This window comes from Kitasatospora sp. NPDC001119, from assembly GCF_053598475.1.
Window position 1 is genome coordinate 35,236 of record NZ_JBSFKI010000008.1, and the last position, 16,913, is coordinate 52,148.

Consider the following 16,913-nt stretch of genomic DNA (forward strand, 5'->3'; position numbering starts at 1 on the left):
CCGGTGAACCACCCGATCCTCGACCAGATCCAGCACCTGCGGGCCGAATTGGCACCCGGCGACACCGCCCCCGCGCTGGTCACCGCGCTCGCCGACGGCACCGCGCCGCGCTCGGCACTGGCCGAACTCGCCGCTCAGCAGCACCGGATCATCCGCTCCGACCGCCGCAGCCTGCTGCTGCTCGCCGGCCGCACCGCGGACCGGCCGGTCAGCGCCTGGTTCGCCACCCTGGCCGAGGGCGAGAGCGCCGCGCTGCGCACCCTGCCCGCGCTCGGTGCCGCCGTCGGACTCGACCACGGCGCGCTGGAGGCCCACCCGCCGCTGCCCGGGTGCCAGGCCTATCCGCACTACCTCGCCTGGCTCGCCCTGAACGGCGAGCCCGCCGCCGCAGCCGCCGCGCTCGTCGCCAACTTCGCGGCCTGGGGCGGCTACTGCGCCACGATCGCGCAGGCGCTGCGCCGCCAGTACGGCTTCTCCGACGAGTCCTGCGCGTTCTTCGACTTCTTCGCCCAGCCCGCGCCCGAGCTGGAGCAGCAGGCCGCCGACGCCCTGGGCCCGGACCGGCTGGACGAGCCGACCCTGGCCACCGCACACGAGTACGGGCTGCTGCTCCAGGCCTACGAGCACCTGTTCTGGGACACCCTGGGCGTCATCGACGCCTGAGGGCGAACCGTCCCGCCCTCAAGCATCGGGAGGCCTCAGGCCTGCCAGTGCGGCTTCCCGCTGACCATCCGGCAGTAGATCACCCGGCCGCCGGCCTCGTGGGTGCTCTTGCCCAGGTCGGCGTTGCGGCAGAACTGGCCCGCCTCGTAGCAGTTGCCCGCGTTCGAACGGATCTCGCATCCGGCGCCGGCACCGGCCGCCGCCGCGGGGGGCTCCGGGTCCTTCGGCGGCTGGGCCGTGGTCACCTTCGGCTGCGGCGCCTTGGTGGCGGGCGGCTGCGCGGGGGCGCTGGGCTGGCCCGGAGGGGCCGCGGGCGGGGGCGTGGCCACCGGTGCCGCGGGTGCCGGCTGGGCCGGCGGGGTGCCGGCCGGGGCCGCCGGCGGGACCGTCGCGGCGGGCGTCGCCGGCGGGGTGGTCGCCGCGGGGGTGGTGGCGGCGGCGGTCGGCGTGGCCGAGGCCGTGGCACCGCCGTCGGCCGCCGACGGGTCGCAACCCGTCAGCGCCAGGCCGACGGTGAGCACGAGTCCGGCGAATCCGGCCAGGCCGGCCCGACGGCGACCGGGTATCCGTGAAGGCATGGGAGGAGAACGCTCCGTTCCGTTTGGATGAGTCGTGCGATTGAAGCAGGAATCGCACACGTACCGTCCACCGAATCCCCACTCGTTGGCAGATCGAGACCTTCCGGTCACCGACCGTCGCCACCCCGCCCGAACCCCGCCCGAATCGCGTCCGCCGACCGGCCGCCCACCGGCCGCTCCCGCCCTGTTCGACCGTCCGACCAGACCGGCCGTCAGCGCGGCCCCGCCGTCAGCGCAGCCCCGCCGTCCGGCGCTCGAACACCGCGGGGCGGGCGGTCTCCAACGCCGTGGAGACCGCGCCGAGGAGCACCGCCTCCTCCCCCAGGAGGCTCGGCGCGAGCGTCGGCCGCATCGGGGCGAGCCCGTGCAGGGCCCGCTCCAGCGGCTCCAGGAGCAGGTCCGCGCTACTGCCGATCCCGCCGCCCAGCACCACCAGGTCCGGGTCCAGGACGGCCGAGAGCACGGCCACCGCGTAGGCGAGCCGCTCGGCCTCCCGCTCCACCGCCCGGACCGCCGCGGGCTCCCCGGCCCGGGCCCGCTCGAAGACCTGCTTCGCCGTCAGCTGCCGCGCCGCGGACTCCCCGTCCAGCCCGAAGTCCCGGGCGGCGCGCACCACGGCGTCCGCGGCGGCGTCCTGCTCGATGGTCGCGGGCGGCTCGCCGGGCCGCCCGGACAGCGGCACCAGGCCGATCTCGCCCAGCCCGCCATGTGCGCCGAGCAGCAGTTCGCCGTCCTTCACCACGCCCAGCCCGAGCCCGGTGCCGACCAACAGGTAGGCGAACATCCGGCTGCCCCGCCCGGCGCCCAGGGTGTACTCGCCGAGCGCCGCCAGGTTGGCGTCGTTGGCCACCGAGACGGCCGTCCCCAGGCCCTCGCCTATCCGGTCGAACAGTCCCGGCCTGTCCCAGCCCGGCAGGCTGTTGGCGTAGCGCACCCCGCGCCGCTGCTCGTCCCACACCCCCGGGGTGCCGATCACGGCGTGCACGATGTCCCCGGCCGCCAGGTCCGCCTCGGCGATCGCCTCGTGCGCGGCGGCGACCACGGCGTCGGCGACGGCGTTCGCCGAGCGGCCCCGGTTGGCCACGTCCCGGCGGGCGACCACCGTGCCGGCCAGGTCCGCCACCGCCACCCGCAGCCGGGCCCGGCCGATGTCCACGCCGAGCACGTGCCCGGCCGTCGGGTCGACCTCGTACAGCACGGCGGTGCGGCCGCGCTCGGGGGCCAGCCGCCCGGCCTCCCGGACCAGTCCGGCCCGCTCCAGCTCGGCCAGCGCGGCCGAGACGGTCGGCTTGGACAGACCGGTGTCCCGGGCCAGCTGGGCGCGCGTGGAGCCGCCGCCGGTGCGCAGCAGCTCCAGCAGCAGCCACTCGTTGTTGCTGCGCAGCCGCTGCCGGTTCCACGGCACCCCGGGGGCCCCGGCCGCCGGGCGACTGGTCGGCTGGTGGGGGCTCATCGGGTTCCTCCGGTCTGGATCTTCGGGCGCGGGTCGGTACGGCCGGGTCGTACGTCCGGGCCGGTACGGCCGGGTGGGCCCGGCCCGGGCCGCGGCGTCCGGGGCGGGCGCCGCCGCCCAAGTATGACCGGTGATCATCCGGTGTTCGCCTGCCGTATCCCCCGGTCCCACCCACGCCTACCCACCACCTCCCCACTCCCCCACGGCCTCGCCGCCGGCTCCGCGCGGAGCCGGCCGCACCCCGTTACAGCACCGTCTCCGACCGGTCAACGTTTCACCCACTTGTGGGCGTGCCGCGCCCGGGCGCGTGATCATGGGCGTATGCACTTCCGGCACGGCAACCGAGCAGAGGGGCCGCGGCCCGCGTCACCGGACTCCCGGTCCCTGGCGGCGACCGCGGCGGCCCTCGCCGCACGGCTCGGCGCCTTCACCAGTGGTGACAGCGCCGGCGGTGGCAGCGCCGGCGGCGAGGGCCCGGGCGACGATCCGGAGCGGCTCCGCGAGGTCCTCGCCGCCGCCCCGGTCGGCGTCGCGCTGCTCGACGAGCGGCTGCGCTGGCAGTACCTGAACGCGGCCTTCACCACCGCCACCGGGCTGCGCCGCGCCGACCTGCTCGGCCGCGCCGCCGGGACCACCGCCTTCGCCGGGGCCCTCGGCATCCTGCGCCGGGTCCTCGCCGACGGGCTCGCCCGCGAGCACGCCACCGGCGGGCCGGACGGCGCGGGCGCCCCCGTACCGCCCGGCCTGCGGGTGCGCTATCGGGCCCTGCGGCACTCCGGGCGGACCACCGGCGTGATCGTCGTCGTGCTGGACGACCCCGACCCGGCCCGCGAGCAGCTGCGCGAGCTGGAGCGGGCCCGCGCCCGGCTCGCCCTGCTGGACGCCGCCACCGAACGGATCGGCACCACCCTCGACGTCGGCACCACCGGCACCGAGCTCGCCGCCTTCGCCGTCCCCCGGCTCGCCGATCTCGCCACCGTGGACGTGCTGCCGCCCGCGGTCGAGCCGGCCCGGGTCGGCCACGGCGCGTCCCAGCGGCTGCACCGCGTCGGTGCCCGGGCCGTACCCGCGCTGGCCGACGCCCTCGCCGAGCTGCCCCGGCCCGGCGAATCGATCCGCCACCGGGAGGGCTCGGCCGCCGCGCGCAGCCTGGCGGGCGGCGTCGCCGTGCTCACCGAGCCCGGGCCCGAGGACTCCTGCCCGGCCGGGACCGCCTCACTGCTGGTCCTCCCGCTGGCCGCCCGGGGCCGCCTGATCGGGCTGCTCACCCTCGGCCGCACCGCCGCCGGCCCGGCCTTCACCCCCGACGAGGCCGCCCTGCTCGGAGATCTCGCCGCCCGCGCCGCCACCGCCCTCGACAACGCCCGCAGCTTCGCCCGGTCCCAGGGCATCGCCCTGGAGCTCCAGCGGGCGCTGCTGAGCGAGCCCGGCAACCCCCACCAGAACCTCTCCCTCGCCTCCCGGTACCTTCCGTCCGGGAGCTCCTCGGTGGTCGGCGGCGACTGGTTCGAGACGGTCCGCCTGCCGTTCGGGCGCACCCTGCTGGCGATGGGCGACGTCATGGGGCACGGCGTCGAGGCCGCCGTCGACATGAGCCATTACCGCTCCGCGCTGCGCGACCTCGCCGGGATGGACCTGCCCCCGCACCGGATCCTGCGCCAGCTCGACAACGTCATCTCCGCCGACGACTCCGCCCGCCCGGCGACCTGCCTGCTGGCCCTCGCCGACCCGGGCCGGGGCCGCTGGACCCTCTCCAGCGCGGGCCACCTGCCGCCCGCCCTGATCGCCCCCGGCCGTCCGACCGAGCTGCTGCGCGTCCCCACCGGGCCGCCGCTCGGCACCGGCCTCGGCGGCTACGAGCAGACCGCCCACCCGCTCCTGCCGGGCCAGACCCTGCTGCTCTACACCGACGGCCTGGTCGAGCGGCGGGACGAGGACATCGACGCCTCCCTGGAGCGGCTCGCGGCCCTGCGCCTGCCCGCCACCGGGAACCTCGACGAGCTGCTCGACGCCGTCCTCCACTCCCTCGCCCCGCCCCCGGCCGCCGCCGAGGACGACATCGCCCTGCTGGTGGCGCGCCCCCGGCAGCGCTGACGGGCCGCCGCGCGCCGGTCCTCACCGCGACAGCCGCCCGGCCCTGACGGCCCCTCGGCCCACATCTCCCCCCGCCCCCGCACCTCCGCTCACACCTTCGCCAGCGCCCGCCGGACGTCCGCCCAGATGTCCTCGGGGTGCTCGATGCCCACCGACACCCGCACCGTCCCCGGGCCGATGCCCGCCGCCGCCAACTCCTCGTCCGACAGCTGCCGGTGGGAGGTGCTGGCGGGGTGCAGCACCAGGGTGTGCACGTCGCCCAGCGACGGGGCCAGTGAGGCGAGCCGGACGGACTCGGTGAACGTCGCGGCCGCTTCCCGGCCGCCGGCCAGGTCGAAGGCCAGGACTCCGCCGTGGCCGTCGGGCAGCAGGCGGCGGGCGAGGTCGTGGTCGGGGTGGGTGGGCAGCCCCGGGTAGTGGACGGCGGTGACCGCGGGGTGGGCGGCGAGCCGGCCGGCCAGGTCGAGCGCGGTCTCGCACTGGCGGCGGACCCGCAGGGCGAGGGTCTGCATCCCGCGCAGGGTCAGCCAGGCGGCGAACGGGTCGGCGGCGGCGCCGAGTTCGAGCGAGCGCCGCCAGACCCGGTGGTGCAGCGCCGGGTCGGCGAAGACGGCGATCCCGCCGAGGACGTCCGAGTGTCCGCCGAGGTACTTGGTCACGGAGTGGATCACGATGTCCGCGCCGTGCTCGATCGGGCGGCACAGCAGCGGGGTCGCGAAGGTGTTGTCCACCACGCTCACCACCCCGGCCCGCTTGGCGACGGCGATCAGCCCGGGCAGGTCGGTGACCCGGGTGGTGGGGTTGGAGACGCTCTCCAGGAACAGCACCCGGGTGTTGGGGCGCAGTGCGGCCGCCACTCCGGCCGGGTCGTCGCCGTTCACGTAGCCGACCTCGACGCCCCAGCGCTCGGTGAGGTCGGTCAGCGCGCCGACGGTGCCGCCGTACAGGCTGCGCTGGGCGATCACGTGGTCGCCGGCGCGCAGCAGGGCGAGCAGCGCGGTGTTGATCGCCCCCATGCCGGAGGCGGTGGCGAGGGCTCCGGTGCCGCCCTCGAGTCCGGCGACGGCCTGCTCCAGCGAGCGGACGGTGGGGTTGCCGAAGCGGTTGTAGAAGAAGGCGCCGTCCGGTCCCCCGTGGGCTCCGGCGAGCGCGTCGCCGGTGTCGAAGGCGAACAGGTGGCCCTGGTGCAGCGGGACGCCCAGCGGACGGCTGCCGGTGACCTCGGTGAGCGGCGGGTGGACGACCCGGCTCTCGGGGCGCAGCTCGTCGGGGGCCTCGTGGGAGTGGTGGTCGCTCATGGCGTTCATCCTCGGGCGGTCCCGGCGCCCGGGCCATGGCCAATCGCCGTCGAGTGGCCTGCCCGGGCGGTCGTTCCGGCCCACCGCCCGGAGGCGGTGGCGACGCCCGGGTCGCGGCGGCGGGTGGTTCCCCTCTACGACGGGTGGCTGCCGACCACGGCGGGTGGCTCCCGGCGGCGGCGAGAGACTCCCGACGCCTCGCGGCTACTTGCGGCTACTTGCGGCGGCTGAAGATCCGCTTGGCCGCGTAGACGATCCCGACGATCAGCAGCACCACGAACAGGATGATCAGGATCACCACGACCAGCAGGAACTTGCCCAGCTTGGCGAAGAAGCCCGACTTCTTCTTCTCCTCCTTGGCGAGGTTCGCGGCCTCGGCGGTGGAGGCGCCGGAGGCGACCGTGGTGACGGAGGCACCGGAGGCGGCGCTCGCCCCGGTACGGACCTCCGTACCGGCGTCCGCGGCGGAGGCCCCCACGGCCGCCCCCGGGTTCGCGGCGGCGGCCGCGACGGTTCGGGGTGCGGCCACCGCCGCCGCGCCCGATGCCACGGCGGTGAGGCCGGTGGCGGCCAGCAGGGCCACCAGGGCGCCAGCCATCGAACGTATGATCCGACTAGTCATCGTGCTCCTCAAAGCGGTTCCGGAGCAGCGCGGACCCCGCCGATCTGACCAATTTCTCATGGTCTGACCAGCTGGTTTTCCCATCCGCGCCTAGTATGCTCCACTGAAGTTCTACAGCGGTGTAAAAGTTTAGCGACGGGCCCTGCCCGGATCGGCTCCGGCCCCCGGCCACGCGAACCCGCCGCTTCGACGGGGGGCGCGTGGCAACTGTGGAGGATGACGACGTGTCTGGCCGCAAGGGTTCCCCCGGAGCCGAGAATTCGCCGCACCGGGCGGGCGGGCGCCGGAGCACCGGCCGGAGGGCCGACCGGACCGGAACCGGTCAGAACCCGGACAGCTCGGACATAGCGGAGGGCCCGGCGGAGGGCCGCGCGGCAGGCCGGGCGAAGAAGAAGCCCAAGCGCAGCACCAAGGAGAAGGTGCTCTGGGCGACCGCCGGCTGCACCGCCCTCGCCGTCCTCGGCGGCGCCGCCCTCTACTACCGGCTCAACAGCAACATCAGCACCTTCGACGGCGACGCCCTCAGCAAGGACCGCCCGGAGGCCGCGGCCCCGGACTCCCAGGGCCGCACCCCGGTCAACGTGCTGATGATCGGCTCGGACAGCCGCGGCAACGGCAACAGCGACCTGGGCGGCGGCGGGGACGGCGGCGCCCGCTCGGACACCGCGATCCTGCTGCACGTCTACGCCGACCACAAGCACGCCGTCGGCATCTCCATCCCCCGTGACTCCCTGGTCACCATCCCGCCGTGCAAGCTCCCCAACGGCAAGTGGACCAAGGAACAGACCAATGTGATGTTCAACAGCGCCTTCTCGGTCGGCGACAGCGACCAGGGCAACCCGGCCTGCACCCAGAACGCCGTCGAGAAGCTCACCAACCTGCGCGTCGACCACACCATCGTGGTGGACTTCAACGGCTTCGCGTCGATGACCAAGGCGGTCGGCGGCGTCGAGGTCTGCCTGCCGAACGACATCCACGAGGGGGACCTCAACCCCAACCTCGGCCGCAAGGGGAAGCTGCTCTTCGCCAAGGGCAAGCAGAAGGTCGAGGGCCAGAGCGCGCTGGACTACGTCCGGGTGCGGCACGGCATCGGCGACGGCTCCGACATCGGCCGCACCAAGCGCCAGCAGGCCTTCCTCTCCTCCCTCATCAAGGAGGTGAAGTCCCACGGCATGGACCCGACCACGCTGCTGCCGCTCGCCGACGCGGCCACGAAGTCGCTGACCGTCGACCCCGGCCTCGGCTCCGCCGCCAAGCTGCTCTCCTTCGCCATGGAACTCAAGGACGTGGACCTGCACGACATCAAGTTCCTGACCGTGCCGTGGCGTTACGAGGGCCCGCGGGTCGCCCTGGTCCACCCGGACGTGGACCAGCTGTGGGCCGCGCTCAAGGCCGACCGCACCATCGACGGCCAGGACGCGAGCGCCCCGGCCGAAGCCGGCTCCGCCTCCCCCGCCGCGGATCCCGCCACCACCCCCGCGGCCGCTCCGGCCCCGACGGCCGCCCCGGACGCCAAGGCCGCCGAGGTGAAGGTCTCCGTGCTCAACAGCACCGGCGAGACCGGGCTCGGCGGCCGGGCCGCGGAGACCGTCAAGGGCGCCGGCTACACCGTCACCGGCGTCGGCAACGCGGTCGGCAAGCCGCGCAGCACCACCGTCGTCGAGTACGGCACCGGCGAGCGCACCGCCGCCGAGTCGGTCGCCAAGCTCTTCCCCGGCGCGACCGTGCAGCCCGGCGGCCGGGGCGTCAGCGTCGTCCTCGGCCACGACTTCGCCGCCGCCAACCCGGCGGGCCCCGCCACGCCGGCCCCCGGCGGCGCCGCCACCGCACCGGCCCCGCTGCCCACCAGCATCAGCGGCGCCGCCCGCTCGGCCGACGACGACCCCTGCGCCAACCTCTCGTACGGCTGAGCCCGGCCCGCTCGCACAGCGGTCCCCCCGTACGACGGCGGGGCGCCCCCGGATCATCGCCCCGGGAGCGCCCCGCCGTCGTGCGTCCGAGGGGTGTCAGCGCCTCGTCCCGCAGGACGGACAGAACGCGGCGCCGTCCGGGACGTCCTGGCGGCAGCCCGTGCACTGGACGGGCTGCGCCAGCCGGAAGCCGCAGCCCGGGCAGAACGGCGTGCCGTGGGTCTCGGTGTGGCACTGCGGGCAGACCAGCTGCCGCGGCGTGTTGACGTCGTACCCGGCCCCGGACTGCTGCCCGGCCTTGAACGCGCGCTCGGTGACCGCGTCGTTGAGACCGCGGTGCTGCGCCGCCACCGCCTCGGCCGCGGTGTCCGGGGCGCAGTTGTGGCACAGGCCCTGGGCCGGGTCGAAGCAGCGCCCGCAGGTGTATTGGGTGCACCGGGCGCAACGGTTGAAGTGGGACTGGGCGTTGGTGATGGCCCGCTGGAACGCGGCGTCCCGCGAGGTGCCCCAGGTCTGCCCGGCCAGCCCGTCGGCGGCGTTGCTGATGGTGTTGGCGTTGCCGCCGATCAGGTTCCAGGCCGCACTGACGCCCTTGCCTATCCAGCCGGCCATCTGGCCGGTCCGGAACGGTTCGAACGTCGAACGCCAGGTGTCCGAGCAGCGGTAGCAGTAGAACTCGAACTGGAAGCCCGCGCCGGTGCCGTGCTGCTCGCACATGTCGCGGTAGTTGCTGCTGAAGTAGATCTCCGAACTCACGTCGTCCCCGGTCGCTCAATGGCCTGTCAGCGGTCGCTCCCAGGGACGATAGGGCCCATCGAACGGTTCCGCCAACAACGTTCGACCGTCCCCGATCAGAGCCCGGTGGCCGGCAGCAGCAGCACCCGTGCCGGATCGAACGGCTGCCAGCGCGCGGGCTGCCCGCTGCGGCCGATCCGCAGCCGGCACCAGCGCTGCCCGGCCGCGTCCTGCCACCACCCGCTGATCCGGCCGAGCGCCCAGGCACCGCCCCCGAGGTCCACCTCGACCGGCTGGTAGACCCACTGGACGTCCCGGTCCGCCGGTTCCGTTCCCACCGGACCTCCGGCGCCCACGGGACTGCACTGACTCTCCATCACGGCTCCGTCTCCCGACCCGGACCCGGCCGCCGGACGCCCCGCTCGGGGGCGGCCGACGGCCGGGGTGCAGCTCACCTCCTGAACTCTACAGGCGTGTAGAGGTCAGCGGGAGGAGTTCCGTCGAAGACGATCGACCCGGCCGGGTCGGGGTGCCGGGGCGAGCCGGCCTCAGCGGTCCTTCCGCATCGAGGACTCCTGCACCGACGGCGTGCGCGCCGACGACCTGCGCGCCGACCGCCGCCGCTGCCACAGGGCCAGCGGCACGATCCCGGCCAGCGCGGCGGCCTCCGGCGCCGGCGGCGCCTCGAACGGCGCGCCGGCCGCGCCCGCCGCCCCGGCCGGCACCTTGTCGAAGGTGTCCGGGACCGGCAGGGTGGACCAGTCGGACAGCGGCCAGGCGACCACGAAGGCCCGGCCGACCACGTTGTCCACCGGCACGAAGCCGTCGCCGGTCTCGTTGTGGTGCCAGCGGGAGTCCCGCGAGTTGTTGCGGTGGTCGCCCATCACCCACAGCTTGCCCTTGGGCACGGTGACGGTGCCCACCGGGTCGTTGTCGCAGGGCGTCGCACCGGGGAACAGGTACGGCTCGTCCAGCGCGACGCCGTTCACCCTCAGCGGCGCGCCCGCCTCGCAGTCGACGGTGTCCCCGCCGACCGCGATCACCCGCTTGATCAGGTCCTTCTCGTCCGCCGAGGGCATCAGGCCGACGGTGCTGAGCACCTTCTGGACACTGCCCATGACGGAGTCGCCGGAGCTCGCCGGCGTGCCCTCCAGCCAGCCGCCCGGATCGCGGAACACCACCACCTCGCCGCGCTCGGGCTTGGCGCCGAACCACGGGGTGAACTTGTCGACCAGCACCCGGTCGCCGATCGCGAGGGTCTGCTCCATCGAGCCGGAGGGGATGGAGAAGGCCTGCACGAAGAAGGTCTTGATGCCGAGCGAGAGCAGCAGCGCGATCACCAGCAGGATCGGCAGCTCCTGCCAGAACGGGCGCTTCTTCCGGGGGCGCTCGGCCTCCTCGTCGGCCTTCCCGGGAGCGTCGGCGCCCGCGTTCACCGCGTCCGCCCCCTCCGCCACCGCGGTGCCCGTACCCGCCTCCGCCCCCGCCCGGCCGTCCCCGGCCCCCTCGCGCTCCGCGGCTCCGCCGCTCTCGCCGGACTCCGCGCTCTGCTGCACAGTCATTTCCTCGGCCCCTCCGACGGCCTGGCGGGAGCCGGTAGGAAGACCCCCTGTCAGGAACGAACCTACCGAACAGAGGTTCCCGGGCGCGCCCTGACGTGGATGCGCTCGCCCTGCGGACCGAACAGGCTGAGGAACTCCACCGGCTGCGGGCCCGCGTTGCCGAAGGCGTGCGGGGTGCGGGTGTCGAACTCGGCGGCCTCACCGGCCGCCAGCACCAGGTCGTGGGTGCCGAGCACCAGCCGCAGCCGACCGGACAGCACGTACAGCCACTCGTACCCCTCGTGGACCTTCAGCTCCAGGTCCGGCCCGGCGTTCCGGCCGGGCGGCACGATGTGCTTGTAGGCGTGCAGGCCTCCCAGGTGGCGGGTGAGCGGGACGATGGTCTGGCCGTTCCTGGTCACCGGGCGCGGGTGGATCCGCGGGTCTCCGGTGGCCGGGGCGCCGACCAGTTCGTCCAGCGGAACCCGGTACTCCCGGGCCAGCGGCAGCAGCAGCTCCAGCGTCGGCTTGCGCTGCCCGGACTCCAGCCGGGACAGCGTGCTGAGCGAAATGCCGGTGGCGGCCGCCAGTTTGGCGAGCGTGGTGCCGCGCTCCCTGCGCAGCGCCCGCAGCCGCGGGCCCACCGTGGTGAGGACGTTCTCGAACTCTTCGTCGGCCATGCCTGCCATTTGCCGGTACGGCAAGGACCCTTGTCAATCCGGCACACGGGTGAGGACCCCTCCGCCACCCCTGCGGGTCACGCCCCGGGGCGCGTCCACGGCCCCGACGCCTATCCTCGCGTCATGCGCATCCACCTCACCCGGGACAGCGTCGCGGCCGGCGACGACGCCGACGCCCCGCACGCCGGGACCGCCACGCTCCCCGACGGCCTGGACGCCCCGGCGGCGCTCACCGCCCTCGGGCTCCCCCGGCCCCGGCTCCCGCTGATCGGGGGCGGCCTCGCCACCTGGGTGGTGCGCGCCGCCGACGGCACCCCGCTGGCCGTCCTCGCCCAGCAGTGGCCGCGGCCCCGCCCGCTGCCGGCCTGGCAGGGCCCGCTCGACCGCCTGGCCGGAGCGGACGGCACCGTCCGGCTGCACGTCGAGTACCGGCGCCAACTGGACCCGGAGGCCGAGTACCAGCGGCTGCTGCCCGGCTGAGGCCCACGGGTCCGAACAGCTACGGCGTGCCGAGGAACCAGAAGAACGGCCCCTGCTCGTACAGCGACCGCACGATCGGCTCGGACCAGTCCGTGACGACGAACAGCACCAGGCCCACCGCCCCGCCCAACAGCAGCCCGGCCGCCACGGCCGCCGTCATCATCCCCGCGATCGCCCGCATCCGGGCCTCCTCCCCCGTCGCCGGGGAGACTCCCCCGCCGGCCCCGCACCGGCACCGAACGTCCTTGGACCGAGGCCGAGTTGTCACCGAGCAGTGAGCAACGGTGAGCAACGGGGGTGGGAAGCGCGGCCCGCTACCGGTACTCGCGCAGCCTGGCCCGCACCCCGAACGCGGTGAGGCCGAGCGCCAGCAGCAGCGCCCCGCCGGCCAGCGCCGCCGTGGTGCCGTCGAGGTCGTCGTCGGTCGCGGCGACCGCCCGGTCCATCGCACCCGCGTTGATCGCGATGGTGTCCCCGATCGCGGTGCCCAACTGCCCGAAGTCGTAGTCGGACTGGCCCTTCGACAGCCCGGTGTTGAGCGTGACCGCCTCCTTCAGCCTCCCGGCGTCGCGCAGCTCGCGGATCCCGCGGTCGGTCCGCTGGTACTGCTGGAAGGCGTCCAGCACCCGCTCAGCGGCGTCCTGCTCGCCCGCGAAGGTGATGTTGTGCAGCTCGCTCCCCAGGTAGCCGCCGAAGGGGACCGCCGTGCGGTCCGCGCGGTGCCGGGCGGCGGCGTCGGCCAGCCGGGCGCCGTAGTCCGGCAGTGCCGCCCCGTCGAGGCGGACGATCGCCTGCGCCTTGTCGAGGAAGCCCTGCTCGTAGGCGGCGGCGCGGCTCGGGTCGGTGAGGTAGCGGCTCTCGTCGGCGTTCATGTCGTACGCCACGGCGCGGGCCCGGCTGAGCGCGATCACCGAGTCGTAGGCGTTGCTCTTGGCCGTCACCAGGCGGTCGTCCGCACGGCCCGCCAGGGCGAGCGCGGTCACCAGCGCCACGCCGGTCAGCACGGTGACGGCGGCCAACGCCGGGCTGAGGACCCGCCGGTAGCGCACGGCGAGGGCGCGCTGGAGGCCCAGCAGCGCGGCCAGCGCGAGCAGGCCGACGGCGAGCAGCCACCACCAGCCGCCGCCGAGCGCCCGGCGCTGCCCGGAGTACACCTGCTCGACGGTGGCCTCGTTGGCGGCGGTGACCTGGTCGGCGGCGGGCAGCAGCTGTTGGCGCAGCAGGTCGGTGGCCTGCCGGTAGGTGTCCAGGGCGGCCGGGGAGGGCTGTCCGGCCGGTGCCTTGGCCTGCTCCTCCAGCAGCCGGGCCTGGGCCACCAGGGCCTCGTAGCCGCCCAGTCGGCCGAGCACCAGCTGGACGGCGCGCTGCCCGGCCGGATCGTCGGCGGCGGCCTGGGCGGCCTGCTGGAGGTCGTCGTCGGCCTGGGCGCGGCGCTGCTCGTAGGCGTCCAGGGTCTGCCGGCGCAGCGCGGTGTAGTCGGGGTCGGCGCCGACCAGCAGCAGGTTGGCGGCCTGGGCGTCCATGTCGCTGAGCGCGAAGTAGAGGTCGGCGGCGCGGGTGGCCTGCGGGGCGGCCCGGTGGCCGATGGTGTCGGTGCCGTCGCGGGCTCCGCCGAGCACGGCGGTGGCGGTGGCGCCGAGGGCGAGCAGGGCGGCCAGGCTCAGTGCGGTGAGGCCGCGGACCAGGCGCGGGGTGGTCCAGTAGGCCCGGCTGCCCGTCCTGCGGACGGCCCGGCCCAGGCGGGTCGGGGCGCCCGGCGCCTTCCCGGCTCGGCCCTCCTCGGCCCGTTCCTCCCGGCCCCGGCCTTCCCCGGCGCGGCCCTCCTCGGCAGGGTCGTCCCCCTGCGGGGCGCTCGCCCGGTGCTCCATGGAGGTCGTCATGACCACCCATCCCTTCCCCCGTCGCACGGTCTGCCGATGCCCCGGCCGGAACCAAAGCACAGAACCGTTTCTCCACTTCCGCCGCGCGACGCTAGTGCCGCGTCACCGGCGACGAGGTGCTCCCTGACACCTCCTTGACGCCGCCGGGCACCGTTCTTGACGCGCTCTTGGCGCGCCCTCCCGGTGCCCGGCAGCCGTCACCCTCCGGCGAGGGCCGGGCGGCTCAGCCCTGGCCGGCCCTGCCGCCGCGATTCGCGTTCTTCTTCCGACGGGCCCTCTTCTTACGGGCGCGCTCGGACACGGCGGTTCTCCTCGTGGACGTCGGGTCGGCCCGGTTCAGGCCGCCCGGCCGACCAGCTGGTCGGCAAGCCTCGCCAGCCGCTTCAACGAACGCTCCTCCTGGGCGACCAGCGCCGTCTGCGCGACCGAACCGCCGTCGTAGTAGGCGCCGTTGGCGACCGCCACGCCCGGCAGGCAGAGCCGGACCACGGCCGCCGCCCCCTCCGCGGCCGGCGCGCCCGTACGCCCGTACAGCGGCAGCAGCGCGGTGGCGCACTGGCCCGGGTTGAGGCTGACGGCGGTGATGCCGGAGCCGGCCGGCGCCATCTCGGCGGTCGCCATGGTGAGCGCGAGCTGCGACTGGGCGTACGCGGCGACCCGCGAGTACCGCTTCGTCCGGTGCGGGTCCGCCCAGTTCATCGAGGCGGTGCGGTGCAGCGAGGAGGAGACGTTGACGATCCGGGCGTCGCCGGCCGCCGAGAGCGGCGCCCGCAGCAGCCGCGCCAGCAGGTGCGCGGCCAGGAAGTTGACCTGGAGCGAGACCTCGTTGCCGTCCTCGGTGAGAGTGCAGCGCTCGGGAGCCATCGCCGCGGCGTTGTTCACCAGCAGGTCCAGCGCCGGGTAATGCTTGACGACCGTGCCGGCCAGTACCGCTATCTCCGCGAGGTGGGTGAAGTCGGCAGCCAGTTCGACGAGTTGGTCCCGCCGGGCACCTGCGGCGACCAGGCGCCCGACGGCCGCCTCGGCCTCGTCGGCGGTCCTGGCGTGCACCAGCACGGTCGCGCCCAGCCCGGCGAGCAGCCGGGCGGTCTCCCAGCCGATCCCGGAGGAGGCCCCGGTGACCAGGGCGGTGCGGCCGGACAACGCGGCGCCGGACATTTCGGACACGGCGGAGATGGACAGGACGGAGTCGGACATGACCGTTCCCAGGGTGCGTGGCACCGCCGGCCCTGACCGGACCGGGGTGCGGGCTCAACTGGCCCGATGGAATGAGGAGAAGAGGAACGCCGAGCGCCTTCTACGGATCGCGACGGCCCCCCGGACGAGGCCCGCGCGCGCCCGCCCCCGCCCGCGCCGCGACGGCGCCGGGACGGGGTACGGCGCGCACCGTGCCCTCCGGCGGGGAGGCGCGGATCAGCGCACGGCGATGACGACCACGGCAGCGCGGACCGTCGGCCGCCTATGCGGCGGACGGTCGTGATGGCGTACCGGGCGGTTCATGCTCCTCATCCAACCGACGCTCCCCCACCCGGGCAAGCGCCGCGCCGACGCCCTGACGAATCCCTGACGCGGCCCCGCCGCGCGGTCACCGCCCCTGGGGCCCAGGACGCCCGGAGCGCCGGCCTACAGCCAGTTCCGCTTCTTGAACACCAGGTACAGCCCGGTGCACACCAGTGCCATCAGCCCGATCGCGAACGGGTAGCCGAAGGCCCACTGGAGCTCCGGCATCGTCTCGAAGTTCATCCCGTACACCGTGCCGATCAGGGTCGGCGCGAAGAGGATGGCCGCCCAGGAGGAGATCTTCTTGATCTCGTCGTTCTGCACGTGCCCCGCCTCGGCGAGCTGCTTCATCTCCTCGTTCTGCCGCTGCGAGACCAGCGTCGCGTTGACGGTCAGGATGTTCTGGAGCATCTGCCGGAAGCCGTCCACCCGCTCGGCGGCGTAGGTGGCGTGGTCGGCGACGTCGCGCAGGTAGCGCTGGAGCTCCTCGTCGGTGCCGTACTTGCCGAAGCCCGCCTCCAGGCTCTTCATGATCTCCAGCAGCGGGCGGGTGGCCCGCTGGAACTCGATCACCTCGCGGGACAGCTCGTAGATGCGGCGGGAGACCTGCGGGTCGCCCCCGAACACCTCGGTCTCGATCTCGTCGATGTCGTGCTGGAGGCCGGCGATCACCGGCGCGTAGCCGTCCACCACGGCGTCCAGCACCGCGTACAGCACCGCCTCGGGGCCGAGCGCCAGCAGCTCCGGGTCGTCCTCCAGACGGCGGCGCACCGCCGACAGGTCCGGGGCCTGGGAGTGCCGGACGGTGAGCACGAAGTCGGGACCGACGAAGAGGTGGATCTCACCGAAGTCGACCTCCTCCGCCTCGTCCAGGTAGCGGGCGGCGCGCAGCACGACGAACAGGGTGTCGCCGTAGCGCTCCAGCTTCGGCCGCTGGTGGGCGACGATGGCGTCCTCGACGGCCAGCTCGTGCAGGTCGAACCGGTCGGCGGCCTCCAGCAGCTGCGCCTCGGCGGGGCGGAACAGGCCGATCCAGGCCATCGTGCCGGGCCGGTCGGGCAGCGTGCGGTAGATGTCGGCGAGGTCGGTGGGCGCGTCTATCCGGCGGCCGTCGCGGTAGACCGCCGCGTCCACGACGGAACGCTCCAGCGTCACCGGTTCGACGGGCTGGTCGGGGCGCGGGTCCATCGAGTGCTCGGGCGCCGGCTGGGTGTCCGAGGGCCGGACGACGGAACGGGAGAACGGACGCTTGCTCGCGCGCACGGCGCGCACACGCCAGTCGGACATGGCGGAGACCTCCACGGGGGATGCCCGGCCGCCGTACGGGAACACGGCGGACCGGAGGCGCCCGGCCGGCCGCCACGCGCACGGCGCGACCGGCGGCGCCTCGCCGGGAGGACGAGGTCAGTGCCGCGCGGGAGCCGTACGGGAGGAGGTGTGCCGGGGGCTGCGAGTGGTGCGGGACAACCGGGGGCGGGG

At 74.9% G+C, this 16,913-nt stretch carries 16 protein-coding genes; 4 read left to right on the forward strand and 12 right to left on the reverse strand.

Going from position 1 to position 16,913, the window contains the following annotated elements; all coding sequences use genetic code 11:
- The first annotated feature begins 3 nt into the window (after positions 1 to 3).
- On the forward strand, positions 4 to 663 hold the full coding sequence (locus tag ACWDD9_RS12050; RefSeq protein ID WP_220450154.1) for a thiaminase II/PqqC family protein: 660 nt from the start codon (positions 4 to 6) through the stop codon (positions 661 to 663).
- 35 nt (positions 664 to 698) lie between these two features.
- On the opposite strand, the gene ACWDD9_RS12055 is transcribed toward ACWDD9_RS12050, so the two are convergent.
- Positions 699 to 1,241, reverse strand: coding sequence for a hypothetical protein (locus ACWDD9_RS12055; protein ID WP_449811522.1), 543 nt, complete (start codon positions 1,239 to 1,241; stop codon positions 699 to 701).
- A gap of 229 nt (positions 1,242 to 1,470) precedes the next feature.
- A complete protein-coding gene (locus ACWDD9_RS12060) occupies positions 1,471 to 2,694 on the reverse strand; it encodes an ROK family protein (RefSeq protein WP_449811523.1) in 1,224 nt (407 codons plus the stop codon).
- A 321-nt stretch (positions 2,695 to 3,015) separates the two neighbouring features.
- On the opposite strand from ACWDD9_RS12060, the gene ACWDD9_RS12065 reads away from it, so the two are divergent.
- Complete coding sequence (locus ACWDD9_RS12065; protein WP_449811524.1) at positions 3,016 to 4,788, forward strand: SpoIIE family protein phosphatase; 1,773 nt, start codon at positions 3,016 to 3,018, stop codon at positions 4,786 to 4,788.
- A gap of 89 nt (positions 4,789 to 4,877) precedes the next feature.
- On the opposite strand, the gene ACWDD9_RS12070 is transcribed toward ACWDD9_RS12065, so the two are convergent.
- Positions 4,878 to 6,086, reverse strand: coding sequence for a trans-sulfuration enzyme family protein (locus tag ACWDD9_RS12070; RefSeq protein WP_449811525.1), 1,209 nt, complete (start codon positions 6,084 to 6,086; stop codon positions 4,878 to 4,880).
- A gap of 214 nt (positions 6,087 to 6,300) precedes the next feature.
- Entirely contained in the window at positions 6,301 to 6,684 is a 384-nt protein-coding gene (locus ACWDD9_RS12075; protein ID WP_049659163.1) for a hypothetical protein, read from the reverse strand.
- 248 nt (positions 6,685 to 6,932) lie between these two features.
- Here ACWDD9_RS12075 and ACWDD9_RS12080 point away from each other — a divergent pair, with 248 nt between their 5' ends.
- Positions 6,933 to 8,618: an LCP family protein gene (locus ACWDD9_RS12080; RefSeq protein WP_449811526.1), complete on the forward strand. Its 1,686-nt coding sequence runs from the start codon at positions 6,933 to 6,935 to the stop codon at positions 8,616 to 8,618.
- 96 nt (positions 8,619 to 8,714) lie between these two features.
- Here the strand turns inward: ACWDD9_RS12080 and ACWDD9_RS12085 are convergent, their stop codons facing one another.
- From ACWDD9_RS12085 to ACWDD9_RS12100, 4 genes are all read right to left on the reverse strand, one after another.
- The gene (locus tag ACWDD9_RS12085) at positions 8,715 to 9,374 is read right to left on the reverse strand and encodes a double zinc ribbon domain-containing protein (protein ID WP_375873830.1); all 660 of its coding nucleotides are present in this window, start codon (positions 9,372 to 9,374) and stop codon (positions 8,715 to 8,717) included.
- 95 nt (positions 9,375 to 9,469) lie between these two features.
- Positions 9,470 to 9,691, reverse strand: a complete 222-nt coding sequence (locus tag ACWDD9_RS12090; protein ID WP_375873829.1) for a hypothetical protein — start codon at positions 9,689 to 9,691, stop codon at positions 9,470 to 9,472.
- 210 nt (positions 9,692 to 9,901) lie between these two features.
- Positions 9,902 to 10,915 (reverse strand): signal peptidase I, encoded by a 1,014-nt coding sequence (lepB, locus tag ACWDD9_RS12095; protein ID WP_380737771.1) that lies wholly within the window; start codon positions 10,913 to 10,915, stop codon positions 9,902 to 9,904.
- Positions 10,916 to 10,977: 62 nt separating this feature from the next.
- Positions 10,978 to 11,574 carry a helix-turn-helix domain-containing protein gene (locus ACWDD9_RS12100; protein ID WP_049654612.1) on the reverse strand — a complete coding sequence of 199 codons (597 nt, stop codon included), beginning with the start codon at positions 11,572 to 11,574 and terminating at the stop codon, positions 10,978 to 10,980.
- 123 nt (positions 11,575 to 11,697) lie between these two features.
- On the opposite strand from ACWDD9_RS12100, the gene ACWDD9_RS12105 reads away from it, so the two are divergent.
- Positions 11,698 to 12,054 carry a hypothetical protein gene (locus ACWDD9_RS12105; protein WP_449811527.1) on the forward strand — a complete coding sequence of 119 codons (357 nt, stop codon included), beginning with the start codon at positions 11,698 to 11,700 and terminating at the stop codon, positions 12,052 to 12,054.
- A gap of 19 nt (positions 12,055 to 12,073) precedes the next feature.
- Here the strand turns inward: ACWDD9_RS12105 and ACWDD9_RS12110 are convergent, their stop codons facing one another.
- From ACWDD9_RS12110 to ACWDD9_RS12125, 4 genes are all read right to left on the reverse strand, one after another.
- Positions 12,074 to 12,235: a hypothetical protein gene (locus ACWDD9_RS12110; protein ID WP_158077757.1), complete on the reverse strand. Its 162-nt coding sequence runs from the start codon at positions 12,233 to 12,235 to the stop codon at positions 12,074 to 12,076.
- Positions 12,236 to 12,368: 133 nt separating this feature from the next.
- Positions 12,369 to 13,934 (reverse strand): hypothetical protein, encoded by a 1,566-nt coding sequence (locus ACWDD9_RS12115; protein ID WP_449811528.1) that lies wholly within the window; start codon positions 13,932 to 13,934, stop codon positions 12,369 to 12,371.
- Between the two features lie 336 nt (positions 13,935 to 14,270).
- Entirely contained in the window at positions 14,271 to 15,131 is an 861-nt protein-coding gene (locus ACWDD9_RS12120) for an SDR family NAD(P)-dependent oxidoreductase (protein WP_449811529.1), read from the reverse strand.
- A gap of 426 nt (positions 15,132 to 15,557) precedes the next feature.
- Positions 15,558 to 16,721, reverse strand: coding sequence for a magnesium and cobalt transport protein CorA (locus tag ACWDD9_RS12125; protein ID WP_049654602.1), 1,164 nt, complete (start codon positions 16,719 to 16,721; stop codon positions 15,558 to 15,560).
- Positions 16,722 to 16,913 lie beyond the last annotated feature (192 nt).